The sequence below is a fragment of the Cupriavidus taiwanensis genome, from assembly GCF_900249755.1.
Taxonomy (GTDB): domain Bacteria; phylum Pseudomonadota; class Gammaproteobacteria; order Burkholderiales; family Burkholderiaceae; genus Cupriavidus; species Cupriavidus taiwanensis_D.
Genome location: NZ_LT976853.1, coordinates 2,689,741 through 2,707,638, shown reverse-complemented (window position 1 = coordinate 2,707,638; position 17,898 = coordinate 2,689,741). Strand labels below are relative to the sequence as shown.

Genomic DNA, 17,898 nt, shown 5'->3' with positions numbered 1-17,898 from the left:
CGCTTGCGCGGGAGCGACGGGCAGGCGCTTAAACCGCCAGCAGTTCCACTTCAAACAGCAGCGTCGCGTTCGGCGGGATCACGCCGCCGGCGCCGCGCGCGCCGTAGCCCAGGTCGGCCGGGATCACCAGGCGGCGCACGCCGCCGACCTTCATGCCCTGCACGCCTTCGTCCCAGCCGCGGATCACATGGCCGGCACCCAGCGGGAACACGAACGGGTCGTTGCGGTCCTTGCTCGAATCGAACTTGCGGCCGGCCTGGCCGTTCTCGTACAGCCAGCCGGTGTAGTGCACGGTGACGTGCTTGCCGGCGGTGGCTTCGGCGCCGGCGCCGACGGTGGTGTCTTCGTATTGCAGGCCAGAGGGCGTGGTTTGCATGGCGTTATTTCCTTCCGATGGGAACAGACGTGGACAGGGATGAGCGCAGCGCCGCTGCGCTCAGGCTTGGGCGCGCTGGAGCACATCCAGCGTCAGTTGTACGTTGTGGTCGTCGTCGGCGACCCAGATATCGCCGTCCTGGATCGTCACCGACAGGCGCATGGCGCGCTGCGCCAGCGCGGCCAGCGCGTCGACGGCCTCTGCCGGGACATTGTAGACGGTGACGTTGCGCAGCTTGCCGGCCTTGCCGGCCATGCCCTTCCACCATTCGCGCGCGCTCGCGGCGTTGTAGGTGTAGACGGTGACGCGCTCGGCGCGCGCCGCGGCGCGTTTCAGGCGGGCTTCGTCGGGCTGGCCCAGTTCCACCCAATGGGCGATGTCGCCGGTCAGGCGCTTGTCCCACAGGTCGGGCTCGTCGGGTTCGTCCAGGCCGCGGGTGAAGGCCAGGGTTTCGCTGGCTTCGCAGGCAAAGGCCAGCAGGCGCACCATCATGCGCGCATCGTTCTCGGACGGATGCTGGGCGATGGTCAGGCTGTGGCTGCCGTAGTAGGGCCGGTCCATGTCCGATACGGACAGGTCGGCCTTGAAGATGGTGGATTTGAGCGCCATGGGATGAAGTAAGCGACCGGCGCCCCGGGCTGGGGTGCGTACGACGCAAAAGGCCGCATCATACGCGATTCAATGCAGGCGATTCAAAGCAGGCCCATAAAGCCGGCGGCTCAGCGCTTGCGGTATTCCTTCAGGTAGAAGCGCAGCAGCGCCGAGACCAGCAGGGTGCCGAGGAAGGCCGCCGCGACCAGCAGCGCCTGTCCGGGCGGGGTGTCGATCTGGCCGGCCAGGCCGAGGCGGAACAGCCACGTGCCGACCATCATCGCCACGAACGGCATCAGCAGCGCGCCGCGCCCGTAGGTGCGCACGGCCCACAGCGGGAAGCGGCGCAGGAAGTCGCCCGGAATGCTGCAGGCCAGGCAGGCCCCGGCAGCCGCCAGCGCGGCGGCCACGATGTCGCCGGAATGAATCTCGAACATGGTCTCTGTCTCGCGTCGCCGCACACGCGGACGGGCGTGGCAGGAATTTTGCAAAGCGCTGATTCTACAAGAGAAATTGGTGCCGCAGGTGGCGAGTAGGGTAAGCGCGGGGGAGTTCCGGGATCAGCGCGGGGCGCTTGCCGCGGGCGATGCCTCGACCGCCACTTGCAGCGTCACGGTGTCGCCGACCTCGGGCAGGAAGCGCGTCATGCCAAAGGCACTGCGCGGCACTTCGGCGCGGAAGTCGCCGCCGCAGACCTGTCGGGTCACGCCGAACAGCGTGACCTCGCCGCAGCGGAAGCGCTCGGCCAGCAGCCGCACGGGCCGGGTCACGCCATGCAGTGTCAGTTCGCCTTCGACGGCGGTGAGGCGGCCGGCTTCCGTCAGGAACCGGTCGGCGCGCAGCCGCGCCACCGGGTGCTCGGCAATATCGAAGAACTGCGCCGAGCGCAGCACGCCGTCCAGCGTGCGGTTGCCGGTGTCGACGGAGTTTAGGTCCACGGTCACGTCGAGCGCGCCGGCGCCGTTGTCGGCGTCATAGAGCAGGCGCCCGTCGATCTTGCCGAAGCGCCCGCGTACCGAGCTGCGCTCGAAATGGCTGGCCGAGAAATAGACGGTGGTATGCGCCGGATCCAGCGTGTACTCGACCGGCGCCGCGTGGGCGCCGGCGATGCCGGTGGCGGCCTGGAGCACCAGCGCGCGCAGGGCCATGGCTTCAGTGGACGAACACCGGCAGCAGGAAGATCCCCACCACGGTCAGGTAGCCGATGGTCCAGCACAGCGTGCGCAGCGTGGCGCGGTCGGTGATGTAGCACAGGGTGTAGAGCACGCGCACCGCGATAAAGGCCATCGCCAGTTCGTCGACGCGCGCCTGCGGCGCCTGCAGCAAGCTGGCGCTCAGCACCGCGGCGGCAAAGAAGGGGAAGGCCTCGAAGTGGTTGCGGTGCGCCAGGTCGGCGCGGCGGGCGCGGCCCGATTGACGTTCCAGCCAGCCGCGCGGGTCATGGTTGTCATAGCCCGGCGCGCTGGCCTTGGCGATGGCCACCGTCGCCAGCGGCAGGACCCCGGCCAGCAGCACGCACCAGAAAGCGATCGGCATAGTCATCCTTTCGGTTGCAGTGCCGGCGCTGGCCCGGAGGCGGTGCGCCGGCCGGTCCGCTTACGCTCAGGCGGCGACCACGCGGATCTCGATGCCGGCCAGGCCCACCACCTGCCCGGCGCGGATCTTCGCAGTCTTGCGCGATTCGGGCGCGCCGTCCACCGAGACTTCGCCGGTCGCGACCAGCGCCTTGCCGGCGCCGCCGCTGTCGCATACGCCCGCCAGCTTGAGCAGGTCATTGAGGGCGATGAACTCGCCCTCGAGCGGGAAGGTGATGGTCTGCACCGCTGCCTTGCCAGGTTTGGCCATCACTTGCCCCAGCTGTCTTTGAGGCCGACGATGCGGTTGAACACCGGCTTGCCCGGGGTCGAATCGCTGCGGTCGGCGACGAAGTAGCCATGGCGCTCGAACTGGAAGCGGTCTTCCGGCTGCGCTTCGCGCAGGCCCGGCTCCAGGTAGGCGGTGATCACCTGCTTGGAGTCCGGGTTGAGCGCATCGAGGAAGTTCTTGCCGCCGGCGTCCGGGTTGGGGTCGCTGAACAGGCGGTCGTACAGGCGCACCTCGGCTTCATAGGCATGCGCGGCGCTGACCCAGTGGATCACGCCCTTGACCTTGACGCTGTCGGCGCCCGGCGTGCCGCTCTTGGTGTCGGGCAGGTAGCTGGCGTGCACCGCGGTCACGTTGCCGTCGGCGTCCTTGTCCACACCGGTGCACTCGATCACGTAGCCGTACTTCAGACGCACCTTGTTGCCGGGGAACAGGCGGAAGTAGCCCTTGGGCGGGGTCTCGTTGAAGTCCTCGCGCTCGATCCACAGCTCGCGCGACAGCGGGAATACACGCTTGCCGAGTTCCGGCTTCTTCGGGTGCACCGGCGCCGAGCATTCCTCGCTCTGGCCTTCGGGGTAGTTGTCGATCACCAGGCGCAGCGGGTCCAGCACGGCCACGCCGCGCGCGGCGCGGCCGTCGAGGTCGTCGCGCACCGAGCCTTCGAGCGTGCTCATGTCGATCCAGCTGTCGGCCTTGGCCACGCCGACGCGGTCGCAGAACAGCTGGATCGATTCGGGCGTATAGCCGCGGCGGCGCACGCCCACCAGCGTCGGCATGCGCGGATCGTCCCAGCCGTCGACGCGCTGTTCGTCGACCAGCTGCTTGAGCTTGCGCTTGCTGGTGATGGCGTAGGTCAGGTTCAGCCGCGCGAACTCATACTGGTGCGGCAGCGGGTTGCGGAACACGCCGCTGTCGCGCAGGTGCTCCAGCACCCAGTCGTACAGCGGGCGGTTGTTCTCGAACTCCAGCGTGCACAGCGAGTGCGTGATGTTCTCCAGCGCGTCCGAGATGCAGTGCGTGAAGTCGTACATCGGGTAGATGCACCACTTGTCGCCGGTGCGGTGGTGGTGGGCATGTCGGATGCGGTACAGCACCGGGTCGCGCATGACGATGTTGGGCGCGGCCATGTCGATCTTCGCGCGCAGCACGTGCTGGCCGTCGGCGTACTTGCCGGCGCGCATGTCGCGGAACAGCTGCAGGTTTTCCTCGACGCTGCGCTCGCGGTAGGGTGAGGGCTTGCCCGGCTCGGAGAAATTGCCGCGGCTGGCGGCGATCTGCTCGGCCGACTGGCTGTCGACATAGGCGGCGCCGCGCTCGATCAGGGTTTCGGCGAAGGCGTAGAGCTGGTCGAAGTAGTCGCTGGCGTAGTACAGGTGCGGCTGGTTCTGGCCGTCCTTGCCTTCGCTGTCCCAGGAGAAGCCGAGCCAGTGCACGGCGTCGATGATGGAGTCGACGTATTCGGTGTCTTCCTTGACCGGGTTGGTGTCGTCGAAGCGCAGGTGGCAGCGGCCGCCGTAGTCGCGCGCCAGCCCGAAGTTCAGGCAGATGCTCTTGGCATGGCCGATATGCAGGTAGCCGTTGGGCTCCGGCGGGAAGCGGGTGATGACGGCCGGCAGCGGCTCGCCTTGCTTGTCCTGGCGGCCGGCGTAGGTGCCGGCGGCGAGGTCCTGGTCGATGATGCTGCGCAGGAAGTTTGAGGCGGCGGGGGTGCTGTCGGTAGGCTTGTTGTCGTGGCTCATGATGGCGCCGGTTGGCCGGCCGCGAGCGCCTGCAAGGGCGTGGGGCCGGGTCGTCAGATTGCGTGGCGGAATGCCAATAGCGGGATTTTACCGTGCCGGCGGCGCCGCACGCCGTGAGCATCGGCTCATTTGTGGTCTTGTCCGTTGCCGGCGCCTGCTGGCCGCACCGCAAAGTGATGTGTCGGAGTAGCATGGAGCGTTACCCATCGCAGCAGGAACGCCCATGAATGCCCCCACCGATGCGGCACAAGTGCCGCCCATGCCCCTCGATGCCGTAGCCGCGCTGTGGCGCGATGCCGGCCTGCCCGCCGAGGCGCTGGCCCACCTGCGCCTGGACGGCGCCGAGCCGGTGCTGCCTTCGAGCTTTGCCGTGGGCACCGCGGCGCAGGCCAGCCTGGCCGCGTCGGCGCTGGCGGCCGCCACGCTGTGGCACGCGCGCGCCGGCCGCTGGCAGGAAGTCAGCGTCGACATGCGCCACGCCATCACCGAGTTCCGCAGCGAGCGCTACCTGCGCGTTGACGGCGGCCCGGCGCCCGAGCTGTGGGACAAGATCGCCGGCATCTATCGTTGCGGCGACGGCCGCTGGGTCCGCCTGCACACCAATTTCCCGCATCACCGCGATGGCGTGCTGCGGCTGCTGGGATGCGCCTACGACAAGGACGCGGTGCAGGCGGCGCTGGAAAAATGGGAAGCGGAGGCCTTCGAAACCGCCGCGTCCGACGCCGGCCTGGTGGTGGCCGCGCTGCGCAGCTTCGACGAATGGGACCGCCATCCGCAAGCGGCGGCGCTGCACGGCCTGCCGCCGGTGACGCTGGAGCGGATCGGCGATGCCCCGCCGCAGCCGCTGCCGGCGCCGGCCTCCGCGGACGCGCAGCCGCTGTCGGGCGTGCGCGTGCTGGATTTCACCCGCATCATCGCCGGCCCGGTGGCGGGCCGCACGCTGGCCGCGCATGGCGCCGACGTGCTGCTGGTCACCGCGCCGCACCTGCCGTCGATCGCGCCGCTGGTGATCGACACCGGCCGCGGCAAGCGCAGCTGCCAGCTGGACCTGCGCGATGCGGACGACAAGCGCACGCTGCACAAGCTGCTGCATGGCGCCGACGTGCTGGTGCAGGGCTACCGCCCCGGCGGCCTGGCCGAGCTGGGCGCGGGTCCGGAGGCAGCGGCGCGGGCCCGTCCGGGCATCGTGTACGTGTCGCTGAGCGCGTATGGCCATGTGGGCCCGTGGTCGGGCAAGCGCGGCTTCGATTCGCTGGTGCAGACCGCCACCGGCTTCAACGCCGCCGAGGCGCAGGCGGCCGGCAGCGACACGCCGCGCCCGTTGCCCGCCCAGGTGCTGGACCATGCCGCGGGCTACCTGCTGGCCTTCGGCGCGATGGCCGCGCTGCACCGGCGCGCGGTGGAAGGCGGCAGCTGGCATGTGCGCGTGTCGCTGGCGCAGGTGGGGCAGTGGCTGCGCGGGCTGGGGCGCGTGCCCGACGGGCTCAAGGCGCCCGAGCAGAAGATCGACGACGTCGCGGACTTGCTGGAAGCGGTGCCGTCCGGCTTCGGCATGCTGACCGTGGTGCGCCATGCCGCGCAGTTGTCGGAAACGCCGGCGCGCTGGACGCTGCCGTCCGAGCCGCTCGGCACGCATGCGCCGCAGTGGCTGCCGCGAGCCTAGGCGGCCAACTCAGTAGAGCGTGGAGCGCTGACGCTCGGGCAGGTCGCGGTCATAGGCGGCGCCGTCGATGGCGTTGCCGCTCAGCGTGGCCAGGATCTCGCCGTTGCTGGGCAGCGACTGGCGCGCGACCTGCGCCTGCGCGGCCCACAGGCGCGAGCGGATCAGCGCGCGGGCGCACTGGACGAACACCGCCTGCACCTTGATCACCAGCACCGTGGTCGGGGCCTTGCCCTCCATTACGCAGCGCGCGATCAGCGCGGGGTCGACGCTGATCTGCGCGGTGCCGTTGACGCGGATGGTCTCGTTGATGCCGGGAATCACGAACAGCAGGCCCACGCGCGGATCGGCAACGATATTGCGCAGGCTGTCGATGCGGTTGTTGCCGCGCCGGTCCGGCAGCAGCAGCGTGCGCTCGTCCAGCACCTGCACGAAGCCGGGAGCGTCGCCGCGCGGCGAGCATTCGGCCCAGTCCTGGCCCACCGTCGACAGCAGGCAGAACGGCGCCGCCTCGATAAAGGCCCGGTAGTGCGGGTGCAGGTAATCGACTTCCTTGGCGAGCGAGGGCGCCGCCGGTTGCGCGTAGAGCGCTTCCAGTTCGGCCAGCGTGGTGATGGCGTGCGGGGGCATGGCAGGCTGGGCGTTGGGGGCGAAAGCGTCAATGTAACGCACAATGACGCACAAGCGCGGCGCGTGGCCTTACACGGTCACGGTGCCCCGGCCGATCTCCAGCACGCGCCCGCCCACCTGGATCGCGCCCTCGGCGTCGACGCCCAGGCGCAGCCGGCAGGGGCGGCCGACGGCGTCGCCCTGGTCGATCGCATAGTCCGCCGGCAGCGCGTGGCCGGTGGCCAGCAGCCAGCCGCCCAGGTTGGCGCAGGCCGAGCCCGTGCCCGGATCCTCGGCCACGCCGCCGCCCTGCTTGGTGAAGAAGTAGCGCGACAGCACGCGCCCGGGCTGTTCGGGGTCGAAGGCAAAGACGTAGGCGGTCTTGCGGCCCAGGCTGCTTTGCGGCCACTGGTCCAGCCGCGCGCTGTCCGGGCTGGCGCGGCGCACCGCATCGACGCTGTGCACCGGCACCAGCAACTGGTCGGCGCCGGTATCGACCCACATCGGCGGCATCAGCAGGTCTTGTTCGCGCAGGCCGAGCAGGCTGGCCATGCCGGCGTCGGGCAGGCCGGCCGGCGCGGTCTTCGGCTTGCCGCGGTGGGGCGCGGTGAAGGTCCAGACATCGCCCTGCGCGGTCACGGGCACCACGCCGGCCGCGAACTCCAGCGTCAGCGCGTCGCCGGTGCCGGCCAGTTCGCGCACCACGTGCGCGGTGCCCAGCGTCGGATGCCCGGCGAAGCGCATCTCATAGCCGGTGGTGAAGATGCGCACGCGCGCGCTGGCCTGTCCGGACGGCAGGATAAAGGTGGTTTCCGACAGGTTGAACTGCAGCGCCAGCGCCTGCATGGTGGCATCGTCCATGCCGCGCGCATCCTCGAACACGCACAGCGGATTGCCGCCGAAGGTGGATTCGGCGAAGACGTTGAGCAGGCGGAAGGCGTAGGTAGTCATGGCGTAGGGCTCCGGGTTTGCTGCCGTCACAGTGTACGGAGAGCGGGGCGATGGGCCATGGACAATTGGCGGGATTGCGGGCGGGCCAGTTGGATTGGCGCTCCGCTGCACCACGCCGCTCGCAGCAAGCTCCCCTCGCCCGCTTGCGGAAGAGGGGCTGGGGGGTGAGGGCAGGAGCGTCAAAGGCTGAGGCCTGTGGGTTAAAACCGTTGGCCTTGCTTGATGTGGCACCTAGCTAGCCCACCCCTCACCCCGGCCCTCTCCCCATGAGGGGAGAGGGAGAACACCTTGCTTGGGCCAGTTCGGGCGGCTTGGGCGCACCCAACACCGCGCTCCTTTTTTTGCTTTAGAAGCCGACTGCCTGCCCGTCGCGCCGGCTGTCGCTGGCTGCGACGTAGCCGTGCTCGGCATCATCCGACAGGCGCCAGATAAACTGCCCCGAGCCGAAGTCCATGTACGGATCGTCGACCGACTTGAGCTGGTGGCCGCGCGCCTTCAGGCCCTCGACCGTGGCCGGGTCCATGGTGCTTTCCACATCCAGCGTGAAGTCGCGGTTGACCTTCCAGCGCGGCGCGCAGCAGGCGGCCTGTGGCTGCTGGTTGTAGTCGAGCATGCGCACCACGGTCTGTACATGGCCCTGCGGCTGCATGTCGCCGCCCATCACGCCGAAGCTCATCACCGGCTGGCCGTTCCTGGTCAGGAACGCCGGGATGATGGTGTGGAACGGCCGCTTGCCGCCGGCGACCACGTTGGCGGACTTGGGGTCCATCGAGAAGCCCACGCCGCGGTTCTGCAGGCTGATGCCGGTGCCCGGCACCACTACGCCCGAGCCGAAGCCCATGTAGTTCGACTGGATGAACGAGATCATCATGCCGTTCTCGTCCGCCGCGGTCAGGTAGATGGTGCCGCCGACCTTGGGCATGCCGAAGTTGAAATGCGTGGCGCGCTGCATGTCGATCAGTCTGGCGCGCGACTTCAGGTAGGCGTCGTCCAGCATCTGCTCGGGCGTGACTTCCATGCTGCGCGGATCGGCCACGTACTGGTACAGGTCGGCGAAGGCCAGCTTCATCGCCTCGATCTGCAGGTGCTGCGAATCGACCGAATCCACCGGGATCGAAGCCATGTCGAACTGGTCGAGGATGCCCAGCGCGATCAGCGCGGCGATGCCCTGGCCGTTGGGCGGGATCTCGTGCAGTTCGTAGCCGCGGTAGGACTTGCTGATCGGCTTGACCCAGTCGGGGCGGTAGTTGCGCAGGTCGTCGAGCGTCATCGCGCCGCCGCACTGCTGGCTGAAGGCGGCGATCTTCTCGGCGATCTCGCCTTCGTAGTAGGCGCGGCCGCGGGTGGCGCCGATCTGGCGCAGGGTCTCGGCGGCGGCCTTCATGGTGAACTTCTCGCCCACCGCCGGGGCGCGGCCGTTGGGCATGAAGGTGTCGGCGTAGCCGGGCTGGTCCTTCAGTTCCGGCACCGCGGCGGCCCACTTGTGCGCCACCACCGGCGGCACGGCATAGCCGCGCTCGGCGATCTCGATCGCCGGCTCCATCAGGTCGGCGAACGGCAGCTTGCCGAAGCGCTCGTGCAGCGCGGCCCAGCCGGCGACCACGCCGGGCACGGTGACCGAATCCCAGCCGCGCACCGGCCGGTTGGCGAGGCCGTTGGCATCGGTGCCGTACTTGGCCTTGAAGTATTCGGGGCTCCACGCCGCCGGGGCCACGCCCGACGAGTTCAGGCCGTGCAGTGCCTTGCCGTCCCACAGGATGGCGAAGGCGTCGCTGCCCAGGCCGCACGACACCGGCTCGACGATGGTGATTGCGGCGGCCGCGGCGATGGCGGCATCGACGGCATTGCCGCCCTTGAGCAGCATGCGCAACCCGGCCTGCGCGGCCAGCGGGTGCGAGGTCGAGACCACGTTGCGCGCAAACAGCGGAATGCGCACGGACGGGTAGGGGTTGGTCCAGTTGAAGTTCTGCATGGGTGGGTCCTTTGTGCTCGGTGGCGCCCGGTGGCGTCCTCGCGGTTGCGTCCTTATTCTGCCGTGATCTTGCGGTCCTTGATCAGCTTGCCCCAGCGCGCGCTGTCCTGCTTCACCATCGCGGCGAACTGGGCGGGCGTGCCGCCAACCGGCTCGGCGCCCAGCTTGCCCAGCCGTTCCCTGACCTCGGGCGACTGGATGGCCTTGTTGAACTCGGCATTGAGGCGGTTGACGATATCGGCCGGCATGCCCTTCGGGCCATAGATGCCGAACCAGGTATCGGAGACGAAGCCCGGCAGGCCCGACTCGCTGGCGGTGGGGATTTCCGGTGCCAGCGGCGAGCGCTTGGCGCTGGTCACGGCCAGCGCCTTCAGCTTGCCGTCCTTCACATGCGGCAGGCCCGACACGATGCTGTCGAACAGCACCTGCACCTTGCCCGAGATCAGGTCAGGCACGGCCAGCGCGGTGCCGCGATAAGGGATGTGGGTGATGAACACGCCCGCCTGCGCCTTGAACGCCTCGGAGGTCAGGTGCACCACGGTGCCGTTGCCGCTCGAGGCGTAGTTCAGTTCGCCGGGATGCTTCTTGGCGTAGTCGACCAGTTCGCGCACGTTCTTCACCGGCAGGCTGTTGGGCACGACCAGTACGTTGGTCGCGATCGCCACCTGGCCCACCGGCGTGAAATCGGTCTCGGTGTGGTACGGCAGCCGGGGGTTGATGTGCGGTCCGATCGAGTGCGTGCTGGTGGTGGCGATCAGCAGCGTGTAGCCGTCGGGCGCGGCCTTGGCAGCCATGTCGGAGCCGATCGCGCCGCCCGCGCCGGGGCGGTTGTCGACCACGATCTGCTGGCCCATGTTGCTGCCCACCTTCTGCGCGATCGCGCGCGCCAGCAGGTCGGTCGCGCCGCTGGCAGGGAAGGGCACGAGCAGGCGGATCGGCTTGCTCGGGTAGGTGTCGGCCAGTGCAGGGGTGGCGGCCAGGCACAGGCCCATGCCGATGCCGATACCGAGGCCGGTGCCGACGCGGCGCAGCCAGGATGTCATAGGTGTCTCCGAGATCAGGCGCAGGGCCGATTGATGATCGGGCTTCATTATTCCGTGCCGCCGGTCACAAAGAAAGCTAATATTTCTTGCTGATGTCACAAGAAAATATTAAGAATCGATCGCGCCGCGCGTGCGGCGTTTCCTGCTTCCTGTCCTGTATCGATGAGCACTGTCCGCTTCCTTCGTACCTTTGTCGCGGTGGCCGAGCACGGCTCGTTCGCCGCCGCCGCGGCCCAGGTGGCGCTGACGCAGGCCGCGGTCAGCCTGCAGATGCGCGCGCTCGAGACCGAGCTGCGCCGCGAGCTGTTCGACCGCAACGGCCGCGTCGCGGTGCTCAATGCGGACGGCCGCGCGCTGCTGCCGCAGGCGCGCAAGCTGCTGGCGCTGTATGAGGAGATGCGGCTGCCGCTGGCTTCGGCCGAAGCCATGGCGGGCGCGGTCGCCGTGGGCGCGGTGGTGTCGGTGATGGGCGGCCTGTCGCATGCGGTGGCGCGCATGAAGCGCACCTATCCGGCGCTGGATGTGCGGCTGGTCGGCGCCAAGTCGATCGAACTGGCGGCGCAGGTCGAGGCCGGCGAGCTCGACGCCGCCATCCTGGTGGAAGGCGCGTCGCGCGTGCCTGGCACGCTGCGCTGGACGCCGCTGTACCAGGAGCCGCTGGTGGCCATCGCCGCGCGCGGCAGCCCGGGCCGCGACGCGCGCGAGGCGCTGGCGGCCAACCCCTACCTGCGCTTCGACCGCAGCCAGCGCACCGGCGTGCTGGTCGAGCGCGCGCTGCGCCGCGCCCACCTGAAGGTCAATGAATTCCTGGAGCTGAACGCGATCGAGGCGCTGGTCGAACTGGTGCGGCAGGAAGTCGGGGTGACGGTGGTGCCGCTGCTGCGGCGCGCGCGCTGGCGCGACGACGACGCGCTGCGCGTGCTGCCGCTGCTGGTCAACGGCGAGCCGGTGATGCGCCAGATCGGCATGCTGGAGCGGCGCGATCATGGGCGCGGGCAGGTGACGGCGGCGGTGCGGGCGGCCTGCAGCGAATTGTTCGGCGCCTAGCGGCCCCTGTATCGGACGAAAAAAGCGCCGGACAAAAGAACGCCGGACGAAAAAAAGGGCACCTCGCGGTGCCCTTCAGGTTTGTTGCCGCCGGCGCGGGCCGGCGATGTTCCCTGCTTATTCTTCCTGGAACGCTTCTTCGCGCTTGGCCTTGATCGACGGCAGCGCCACCACCACCACCAGCACCGCGGCGGCGATCAGCAGGCCCAGCGACAGCGGGCGCGTCACGAACACGCTGAAGTCACCACGCGACAGCAGCAGCGAGCGGCGGAAGTTCTCTTCCATCATCGGCCCCAGCACGAAGCCGAGCAGCAGCGGTGCGGGTTCGCAGCGCAGCTTGATGAACAGGTAGCCCACCACGCCGAAGGCGGCGGTCTGGAACACGTCGAAGGTGGTGTTCTGGACCGAGTACACGCCGATGCAGCAGAACGTCAGGATGGCCGGGTACAGGTAGCGGTAGGGCACCTTCAGCAGCTTCACCCAGATGCCGATCAGCGGAAGGTTCAGCACGATCAGCATCAGGTTGCCGATCCACATCGAGGCGATCAGGCCCCAGAACAGCGCCGGGTTGCTGGTCATCACCTGCGGGCCGGGCTGGATGTTGTGGATGGTCATGGCACCGACCATCAGCGCCATCACCGCGTTGGGCGGAATGCCCAGCGTCAGCAGCGGGATGAACGAGGTCTGCGAAGCCGCGTTGTTGGCCGATTCCGGACCCGCCACGCCTTCGATCGCGCCCTTGCCGAATTCCTGCGGGTACTTGGAGGTCTTCTTCTCCAGCGAGTACGCCGCGAACGAGGCCAGCGAGGCGCCGCCGCCCGGCAGGATGCCCAGTGCCGAGCCCAGCGCGGTGCCGCGCAGCACCGCCGGGATCATGCGCTTGAAGTCTTCCTTGGTCGGGAACAGGTTGGTGATGTGGTCGGTGAAGGTCTCGCGGTGTTCCTTCTGCTCCAGGTTGGCGATGATTTCAGCAAAGCCGAAGATACCCATTGCCACCGAGACGAAGTTCAGGCCGTCGGTCAGTTCCGGCACGTCGAACGAGAAGCGCGCGGCGCCCGAGTTCACGTCGGTACCGACCAGGCCCAGCAGCAGGCCCAGCACGATCATGGCGATGGCCTTGACCAGCGAACCCGACGCCAGCACCACCGCGCCGATCAGGCCCAGCACCATCAGCGAGAAGTACTCGGCGGGGCCGAACTTGAACGCCAGTTCCGACAGCGGCGCGGCAAAGGCGGCCAGGATCATGGTGGCGACGCAGCCGGCGAAGAACGAGCCCAGGCCGGCTGTCGCCAGCGCCACCCCCGCTCGTCCTCGCCTGGCCATCTGGTAGCCATCGATGGTTGTCACCACCGACGACGATTCACCAGGCAGGTTCACCAGGATGGCGGTGGTCGAACCGCCGTACTGGGCGCCGTAGTAGATGCCGGCCAGCATGATCAGCGCGGCCACCGGCGGCAGCGTGTAGGTCACCGGCAGCAGCATGGCGATGGTGGCCAGCGGCCCCAGGCCCGGCAGCACGCCGATCAGCGTGCCCAGCACGCAGCCGAGGAAGGCGTACGCAAGGTTCTGGAAGGTCAGGGCGGTGGAGAAGCCCAGACTCAGGTTGGCGAGTAGTTCCATGTTGGCGGGCTCCTTAGCTTGCCAGGAAAGCCGGCCACACCGGCATCTGCAGGTTGATGCCGTACACGAACGCGCCCAGGCTGATCAGCACCAGGATGACCGCGTTCAGGATGGCACCCTTCCAGCTGAACTCGTGGCTGGCCATCGACGACACCAGCACCAGCACCAGCACCGACAGCACCATGCCCAGCGGCTTGAGCAGCAGGCCGAACAGCACCACCGAACCGAGAATCCACAACAGCGTCTTGATGTCCCAGCGGGCCAGGCTGTCTTCTTCCGTCTTGGACGACAGCGAGCCGAACAGCACCAGCACGCCCAGCAGGGCGAGCACGATGCCGAGCCAGAACGGGAAATATCCCGGTCCCATTTTTGCGGCGGTTCCCATGGAATAACCGCGCGCGACCCAGGAAAAGCCGAATCCGACCAGGATGAACATCAGGCCGGAGGCAAAGTCCTTTTGGCTACGTATGCGCAAAGTGAATCTCCTCGATATGACTGCTTGAAATCTGCGGCGGGCACTCTTTTCTGCCGTTGTTGCGTTGCATCAATACGGCGAATTGCGGAGGCCTTCCGACGGGCAGGGTGGAAGGTAAGGGGGCGACCTTTCAGCTACCTTTCAGATGTCTGCAAATGGGGTCATGGTTCGGGTATCCCCTAGTGAGAGCGCGCTTAAAAGTGCCGCTGCGCCAGGCTGCAGGCGGCTTCGCGGGTCGAGGCCAGGGTCGCTGCGCTATCATCGGGAACGGTCTTGCGCGCCGCGGCGGCCGTCGCGGCGCAAGGGTTCCGAAAGCTTCTGAAAGGTTCCGAAAGGTTCCGAAAGGTCCTGAAAGCTTGCGCAGGCCAATCCCCCAGGCAACACAAGGAGCGTTTTGGAAAGCATCGACCATGTCATCCTGCTCGGCGCCGTCGTGATGTCGCTGGGCATCGTGCTGGGCGCGTTCTCGGCACGCTTCGGCGTGCCGTTCCTGCTGGTGTTCCTGGCGGTGGGCATGCTGGCCGGCGTCGACGGCCCCGGCGGCATCCGTTTCTCCGATACCTGGCTCAGCTTCCTGGTCGGCAACCTGGCGCTGGCCATCATCCTGCTCGACGGCGGGTTGCGCACCCGCCTGACCACCTTCCGCGTGGCGCTCAAGCCTTCGCTGTCGCTGGCCACGGTCGGGGTGCTGGTGACCGCCGCGCTGGTCGGGATCTTCGCCGCCTGGCTGCTCGGCATCGACTGGCGGCTGGGGCTGCTGCTGGGGGCCATCGTCGGCTCGACCGATGCCGCCGCGGTGTTCTCGACGCTCAACAGCAGCGGCATCCGGCTCAAGGACCGGGTCGCGAGCGTGCTGGAAATCGAATCCGGCATCAATGACCCGATGGCCATCTTCCTGACGCTGACGCTGATCGAGTGGCTGACCGCGCCCGACGGCCTGACGCCGCTGGGGCTGGTGCTGCGGCTGCTGGTGCAGTTCGGCGTCGGCGGCGTGCTGGGGCTTGGGCTTGGCTATTGCCTGGCCAATGTGCTGGAGCGCACGCGCGTGGCCGAAGGGCTGCAGTCGATCCTGCTGTGCTCGGGCGGCGCCATGGTCTTTGCCATCGTGCAGACCGCCGGCGGCAGCGGCTTCCTGGCGGTGTACCTGACCGGCATGCTGATCGGCAACCGCGAGCGCGCCGTCACCGCCGACACCATGCGCGCCATGGACGGCATGGCATGGCTGGCGCAGTCGGCCATGTTCCTGCTGCTGGGGCTGCTGGTGACGCCGCACCGGATCTGGGAAGTCGCCGGCCCCGCGGTGGCGGTGGCCGCGTTCCTGATGCTGGTGGCGCGGCCGGTGGCGGTATGGCTGGCGCTGCTGCCGTTCCGCTTCAATGCGCGCGAGACCGCCTTTATCGCGTGGATGGGCCTGCGCGGCGCGGTGCCGATCGTGCTGGCGCTGTTCCCGCTGCTGCGCGAGGTGCCGCAGTCCGGGCTGCTGTTCCGCATTGCCTTTGCGGTGGTGCTGGCCAGCCTGCTGTTCCAGGGGACCACGGTGGCCGTGGCGGCGCGGCTGGCGCGCGTGCTGCGCCCCGGCTACCCCGAGCCGGTGGCGCGCTCGCGCCTGCGCGGCACGCGTGCGCCGATTCTTGAGGTGATGCAGTTCGAGGTCGGCCCCAACGCGCCGGTCGAGAACGTGCGCGCCGACCAGCTGGAACTGCCGCCGCGCTGCCGGCTGCTGACGGTGGCGCGCGACGACGCGCTGGCGGCGCTGGACCAGACCGTGCTGCGCGCGGGCGACAGCGTCTCGGTGCTGGCGCCCGTGACCAGCCTGCCGATGCTGTCGGCGCTGTTCCAGGCGCCCGGCCGCGCGCCCACCTGGGAAGAGGCGTCGCACGATTTCCTGCTGTCGGGCGACGCGCCGCTGCGCGACGTGGCCGCGCTGTACGGCACGCGCGCGCTGACACCGGACGAAGCGCCGCTGACGCTGGAAGCGGCCATGCAGCGCGCGTTTACCTCGCCGCCGGTGGAGGGCGACAGCGTCGAGATCGCGGGACTGCCGCTGACCGTGACGCGCATGGAAGGCGCGCAGATCGTGCAGGTGGGGCTGCTGCTGCCGCGGCTGGAGGGGGATTCGGGAGGGAAGCTGTGGGTGCGAAGGCGCAAGAGCGAGGCGAGCGGCGAGCGCGCTTGATTTACGCTGGTTTGCTCCCCTCTCCCGCTTGCGGGAGAGGGGCCGGGGGTGAGGGCAGGCGTGTCAAAGGCTGAGGCCTGTGGGTTTAAACCGGTGGCTCCGCTTGATGTGGTTTGGTGCTAGCCCACCCCTCACCCCGACCCTCTCCCCATGAGGGGAGAGGGAGAACACCTTGCTAAGGCTAGCTCGCGCGGCTTGGGAGCACCCAAAACCGTCGGCCCTGCGAGTGTTTTCGTCAGTCGACCTTCGCCCCCGACACCTTCACGATCTGCGCATACTTCTTCAGCTCCTTCTGCACCAGCGCCGCGAACTGCTCCGGCGTGGTCGGCGCCGGCTGTGCGCCGATGCGGGCCAGGCGGGCCTTCATGTCGTCGGTCTTCAGGATCGCCACGATCTCGTGGTTCAGCTTGTCGACGATCTCGCGCGGCGTGTTGGCCGGCGCGAACACGCCGAACCAGGTCGAGATGTCGAAGCCTTCCAGCCCCTGCCCCTTGCCGGCCTCGGCAATGGTCGGCAGGTCCGGGAACGACGCGGCGCGGCCGGCGGTGGTCACGGCGAAGGCCTTGAGCTTGCCGGCCTTGATATTGGCCGACGCCGAGGCCAGGTTGTCGAAGATCAGGTCGGTCTGGCCCGACAGCACCGACAGCTGCGCCGGCGACGCGCCGTTGTACGGGATATGGACCATGCTGATCTTCGCCATGCTCTTGAACAGCTCGCCCGACAGGTGGCCGGCGCTGCCGTTGCCGCCCGAGGCGTAGTCCAGCTTGCCGGGGTTCTTGCGCGCGTAGGCGACCAGGTCGCGCACGCTGTTGATATGCAGCTCGGCGGCCTTGCCCGGGTGCATCACCAGCACGTTGGGCACGTCGGCCACCAGCGTGATCGGCGCGAAGTCTTTCACCGGGTCGTACGGCATCTTGCTGAACAGCGTCGGGTTGATCGCGTGCGTGGCCACCGCGCCCATGACGATGGTGTAGCCGTCGGCGGGCTGCTTGGCGACGTAGTCCGCGCCCAGGTTGCCGCCGGCGCCGGGCTTGTTTTCCACCACCACCGGCTGGCCCAGGCTGTCGCGCAGCTTGTCGCCGATGGCACGCGCCACGGTGTCGAGCGGGCCGCCGGCCGGGTAGGGCACCACGAAGCGCACCGGCTTGGTCGGGTAGGCATTGGTCGCCGCGACCGCGGCGGCGGGCATCAGCGCCGCGGTCAGCGCGGCGGCAAGCAGTTTCTTCAGCATGTTGAGGATGGCAGGGGATTGGGGATGGTTGGCGCGGTTCTCAGCGGGCCCCGATGCCGCGCGCCATCATCACGGCGCACAGCGGCAGCAGGATCACCAGGTGCGATTCGATCATGACCCAGCGCCGCGCCGCTTTGATCTCGGACGGCGGCGGCACGTAATCGGGCAGCCTGCGCGCCTGCTTGCGCCAGCGCGATATGGCGAAGGTCGGCGGCAGCGAGCACAGCGCGATCAGCACGAACACGCCCATCTTGGCGTGGAACCACGGGTTGTGCAGGTAGAAATCCGCGCCCTTGGCGCCGTAGAACAGGCGCAGCAGGCCGGTGGCCAGCGCCAGCATCGCCGACAGGAAATAGAACAGGTCGTACAGCGACAGGCGCCGCACGGTGGCCGGGGTCAGGTCCGGGCGCAGCGCCACGGCCTCGGCGGCCATCAGCGTGATCAGCACGAAGATCGCAAGGAAATGCAGGAAGGCCAGGATGGCGTCGGTCAGCATGGGTTCTCCTTTGCTTTGCGCGGGCTCGCGGCAGGCGCGGGCCCGGGGA

At 68.6% G+C, this 17,898-nt stretch carries 18 protein-coding genes; 3 read left to right on the top strand and 15 right to left on the bottom strand.

All coding sequences use genetic code 11. The features are described from left to right. Nucleotides 1-28: 28 nt before the first annotated feature. From CBM2594_RS12355 to CBM2594_RS12325, 7 genes are all read right to left on the bottom strand, one after another. Entirely contained in the window at nucleotides 29-376 is a 348-nt protein-coding gene (locus CBM2594_RS12355; RefSeq protein WP_010813699.1) for an FKBP-type peptidyl-prolyl cis-trans isomerase, read from the bottom strand. A 60-nt stretch (nucleotides 377-436) separates the two neighbouring features. Further along, nucleotides 437-985 (bottom strand): YaeQ family protein, encoded by a 549-nt coding sequence (locus CBM2594_RS12350; protein WP_116357070.1) that lies wholly within the window; start codon nucleotides 983-985, stop codon nucleotides 437-439. A 110-nt stretch (nucleotides 986-1,095) separates the two neighbouring features. Next, complete coding sequence (locus CBM2594_RS12345) at nucleotides 1,096-1,404, bottom strand: hypothetical protein (protein WP_116357069.1); 309 nt, start codon at nucleotides 1,402-1,404, stop codon at nucleotides 1,096-1,098. Nucleotides 1,405-1,527: 123 nt separating this feature from the next. Beyond that, complete coding sequence (locus tag CBM2594_RS12340; RefSeq protein ID WP_116357068.1) at nucleotides 1,528-2,115, bottom strand: YceI family protein; 588 nt, start codon at nucleotides 2,113-2,115, stop codon at nucleotides 1,528-1,530. Between the two features lie 4 nt (nucleotides 2,116-2,119). Beyond that, entirely contained in the window at nucleotides 2,120-2,503 is a 384-nt protein-coding gene (locus tag CBM2594_RS12335) for an MAPEG family protein (RefSeq protein WP_116357067.1), read from the bottom strand. A gap of 66 nt (nucleotides 2,504-2,569) precedes the next feature. Further along, nucleotides 2,570-2,812: an RNA-binding S4 domain-containing protein gene (locus CBM2594_RS12330; protein ID WP_011615832.1), complete on the bottom strand. Its 243-nt coding sequence runs from the start codon at nucleotides 2,810-2,812 to the stop codon at nucleotides 2,570-2,572. After that, nucleotides 2,812-4,569: a glutamine--tRNA ligase/YqeY domain fusion protein gene (locus CBM2594_RS12325; protein ID WP_116357066.1), complete on the bottom strand. Its 1,758-nt coding sequence runs from the start codon at nucleotides 4,567-4,569 to the stop codon at nucleotides 2,812-2,814. Before CBM2594_RS12325 ends, CBM2594_RS12330 begins: the two co-directional genes overlap by 1 nt. A 223-nt stretch (nucleotides 4,570-4,792) precedes the next feature. On the opposite strand from CBM2594_RS12325, the gene CBM2594_RS12320 reads away from it, so the two are divergent. After that, complete coding sequence (locus CBM2594_RS12320) at nucleotides 4,793-6,232, top strand: CoA transferase (protein ID WP_116357065.1); 1,440 nt, start codon at nucleotides 4,793-4,795, stop codon at nucleotides 6,230-6,232. A 9-nt stretch (nucleotides 6,233-6,241) separates the two neighbouring features. Here the strand turns inward: CBM2594_RS12320 and CBM2594_RS12315 are convergent, their stop codons facing one another. The 4 genes from CBM2594_RS12315 to CBM2594_RS12300 form a co-directional block, all read right to left on the bottom strand. Continuing rightward, nucleotides 6,242-6,859: a pyridoxamine 5'-phosphate oxidase family protein gene (locus CBM2594_RS12315; protein WP_116357064.1), complete on the bottom strand. Its 618-nt coding sequence runs from the start codon at nucleotides 6,857-6,859 to the stop codon at nucleotides 6,242-6,244. 69 nt (nucleotides 6,860-6,928) lie between these two features. Next, nucleotides 6,929-7,789 carry a PhzF family phenazine biosynthesis protein gene (locus tag CBM2594_RS12310; RefSeq protein WP_116357063.1) on the bottom strand — a complete coding sequence of 287 codons (861 nt, stop codon included), beginning with the start codon at nucleotides 7,787-7,789 and terminating at the stop codon, nucleotides 6,929-6,931. A gap of 346 nt (nucleotides 7,790-8,135) precedes the next feature. Beyond that, nucleotides 8,136-9,761: a gamma-glutamyltransferase gene (gene ggt, locus CBM2594_RS12305; protein WP_116357062.1), complete on the bottom strand. Its 1,626-nt coding sequence runs from the start codon at nucleotides 9,759-9,761 to the stop codon at nucleotides 8,136-8,138. A gap of 53 nt (nucleotides 9,762-9,814) precedes the next feature. Next, nucleotides 9,815-10,804: a Bug family tripartite tricarboxylate transporter substrate binding protein gene (locus CBM2594_RS12300; RefSeq protein ID WP_116357061.1), complete on the bottom strand. Its 990-nt coding sequence runs from the start codon at nucleotides 10,802-10,804 to the stop codon at nucleotides 9,815-9,817. Nucleotides 10,805-10,966: 162 nt separating this feature from the next. Here CBM2594_RS12300 and CBM2594_RS12295 point away from each other — a divergent pair, with 162 nt between their 5' ends. Further along, nucleotides 10,967-11,851: a LysR substrate-binding domain-containing protein gene (locus CBM2594_RS12295; RefSeq protein WP_116357060.1), complete on the top strand. Its 885-nt coding sequence runs from the start codon at nucleotides 10,967-10,969 to the stop codon at nucleotides 11,849-11,851. A 117-nt stretch (nucleotides 11,852-11,968) separates the two neighbouring features. Here the strand turns inward: CBM2594_RS12295 and CBM2594_RS12290 are convergent, their stop codons facing one another. Together CBM2594_RS12290 and CBM2594_RS12285 are read right to left on the bottom strand one after the other, a co-directional pair. Continuing rightward, nucleotides 11,969-13,471, bottom strand: a complete 1,503-nt coding sequence (locus CBM2594_RS12290; protein ID WP_116357059.1) for a tripartite tricarboxylate transporter permease — start codon at nucleotides 13,469-13,471, stop codon at nucleotides 11,969-11,971. Between the two features lie 13 nt (nucleotides 13,472-13,484). Further along, entirely contained in the window at nucleotides 13,485-13,946 is a 462-nt protein-coding gene (locus tag CBM2594_RS12285) for a tripartite tricarboxylate transporter TctB family protein (protein WP_116357058.1), read from the bottom strand. Nucleotides 13,947-14,340: 394 nt separating this feature from the next. On the opposite strand from CBM2594_RS12285, the gene CBM2594_RS12280 reads away from it, so the two are divergent. After that, complete coding sequence (locus tag CBM2594_RS12280) at nucleotides 14,341-16,122, top strand: potassium/proton antiporter (RefSeq protein ID WP_116357057.1); 1,782 nt, start codon at nucleotides 14,341-14,343, stop codon at nucleotides 16,120-16,122. 235 nt (nucleotides 16,123-16,357) lie between these two features. Here the strand turns inward: CBM2594_RS12280 and CBM2594_RS12275 are convergent, their stop codons facing one another. Both CBM2594_RS12275 and CBM2594_RS12270 read right to left on the bottom strand, forming a co-directional pair. Next, nucleotides 16,358-17,353 carry a tripartite tricarboxylate transporter substrate binding protein gene (locus CBM2594_RS12275; RefSeq protein WP_116357056.1) on the bottom strand — a complete coding sequence of 332 codons (996 nt, stop codon included), beginning with the start codon at nucleotides 17,351-17,353 and terminating at the stop codon, nucleotides 16,358-16,360. 40 nt (nucleotides 17,354-17,393) lie between these two features. Then, nucleotides 17,394-17,849, bottom strand: coding sequence for a DUF2214 family protein (locus CBM2594_RS12270; protein WP_116357055.1), 456 nt, complete (start codon nucleotides 17,847-17,849; stop codon nucleotides 17,394-17,396). Nucleotides 17,850-17,898 lie beyond the last annotated feature (49 nt).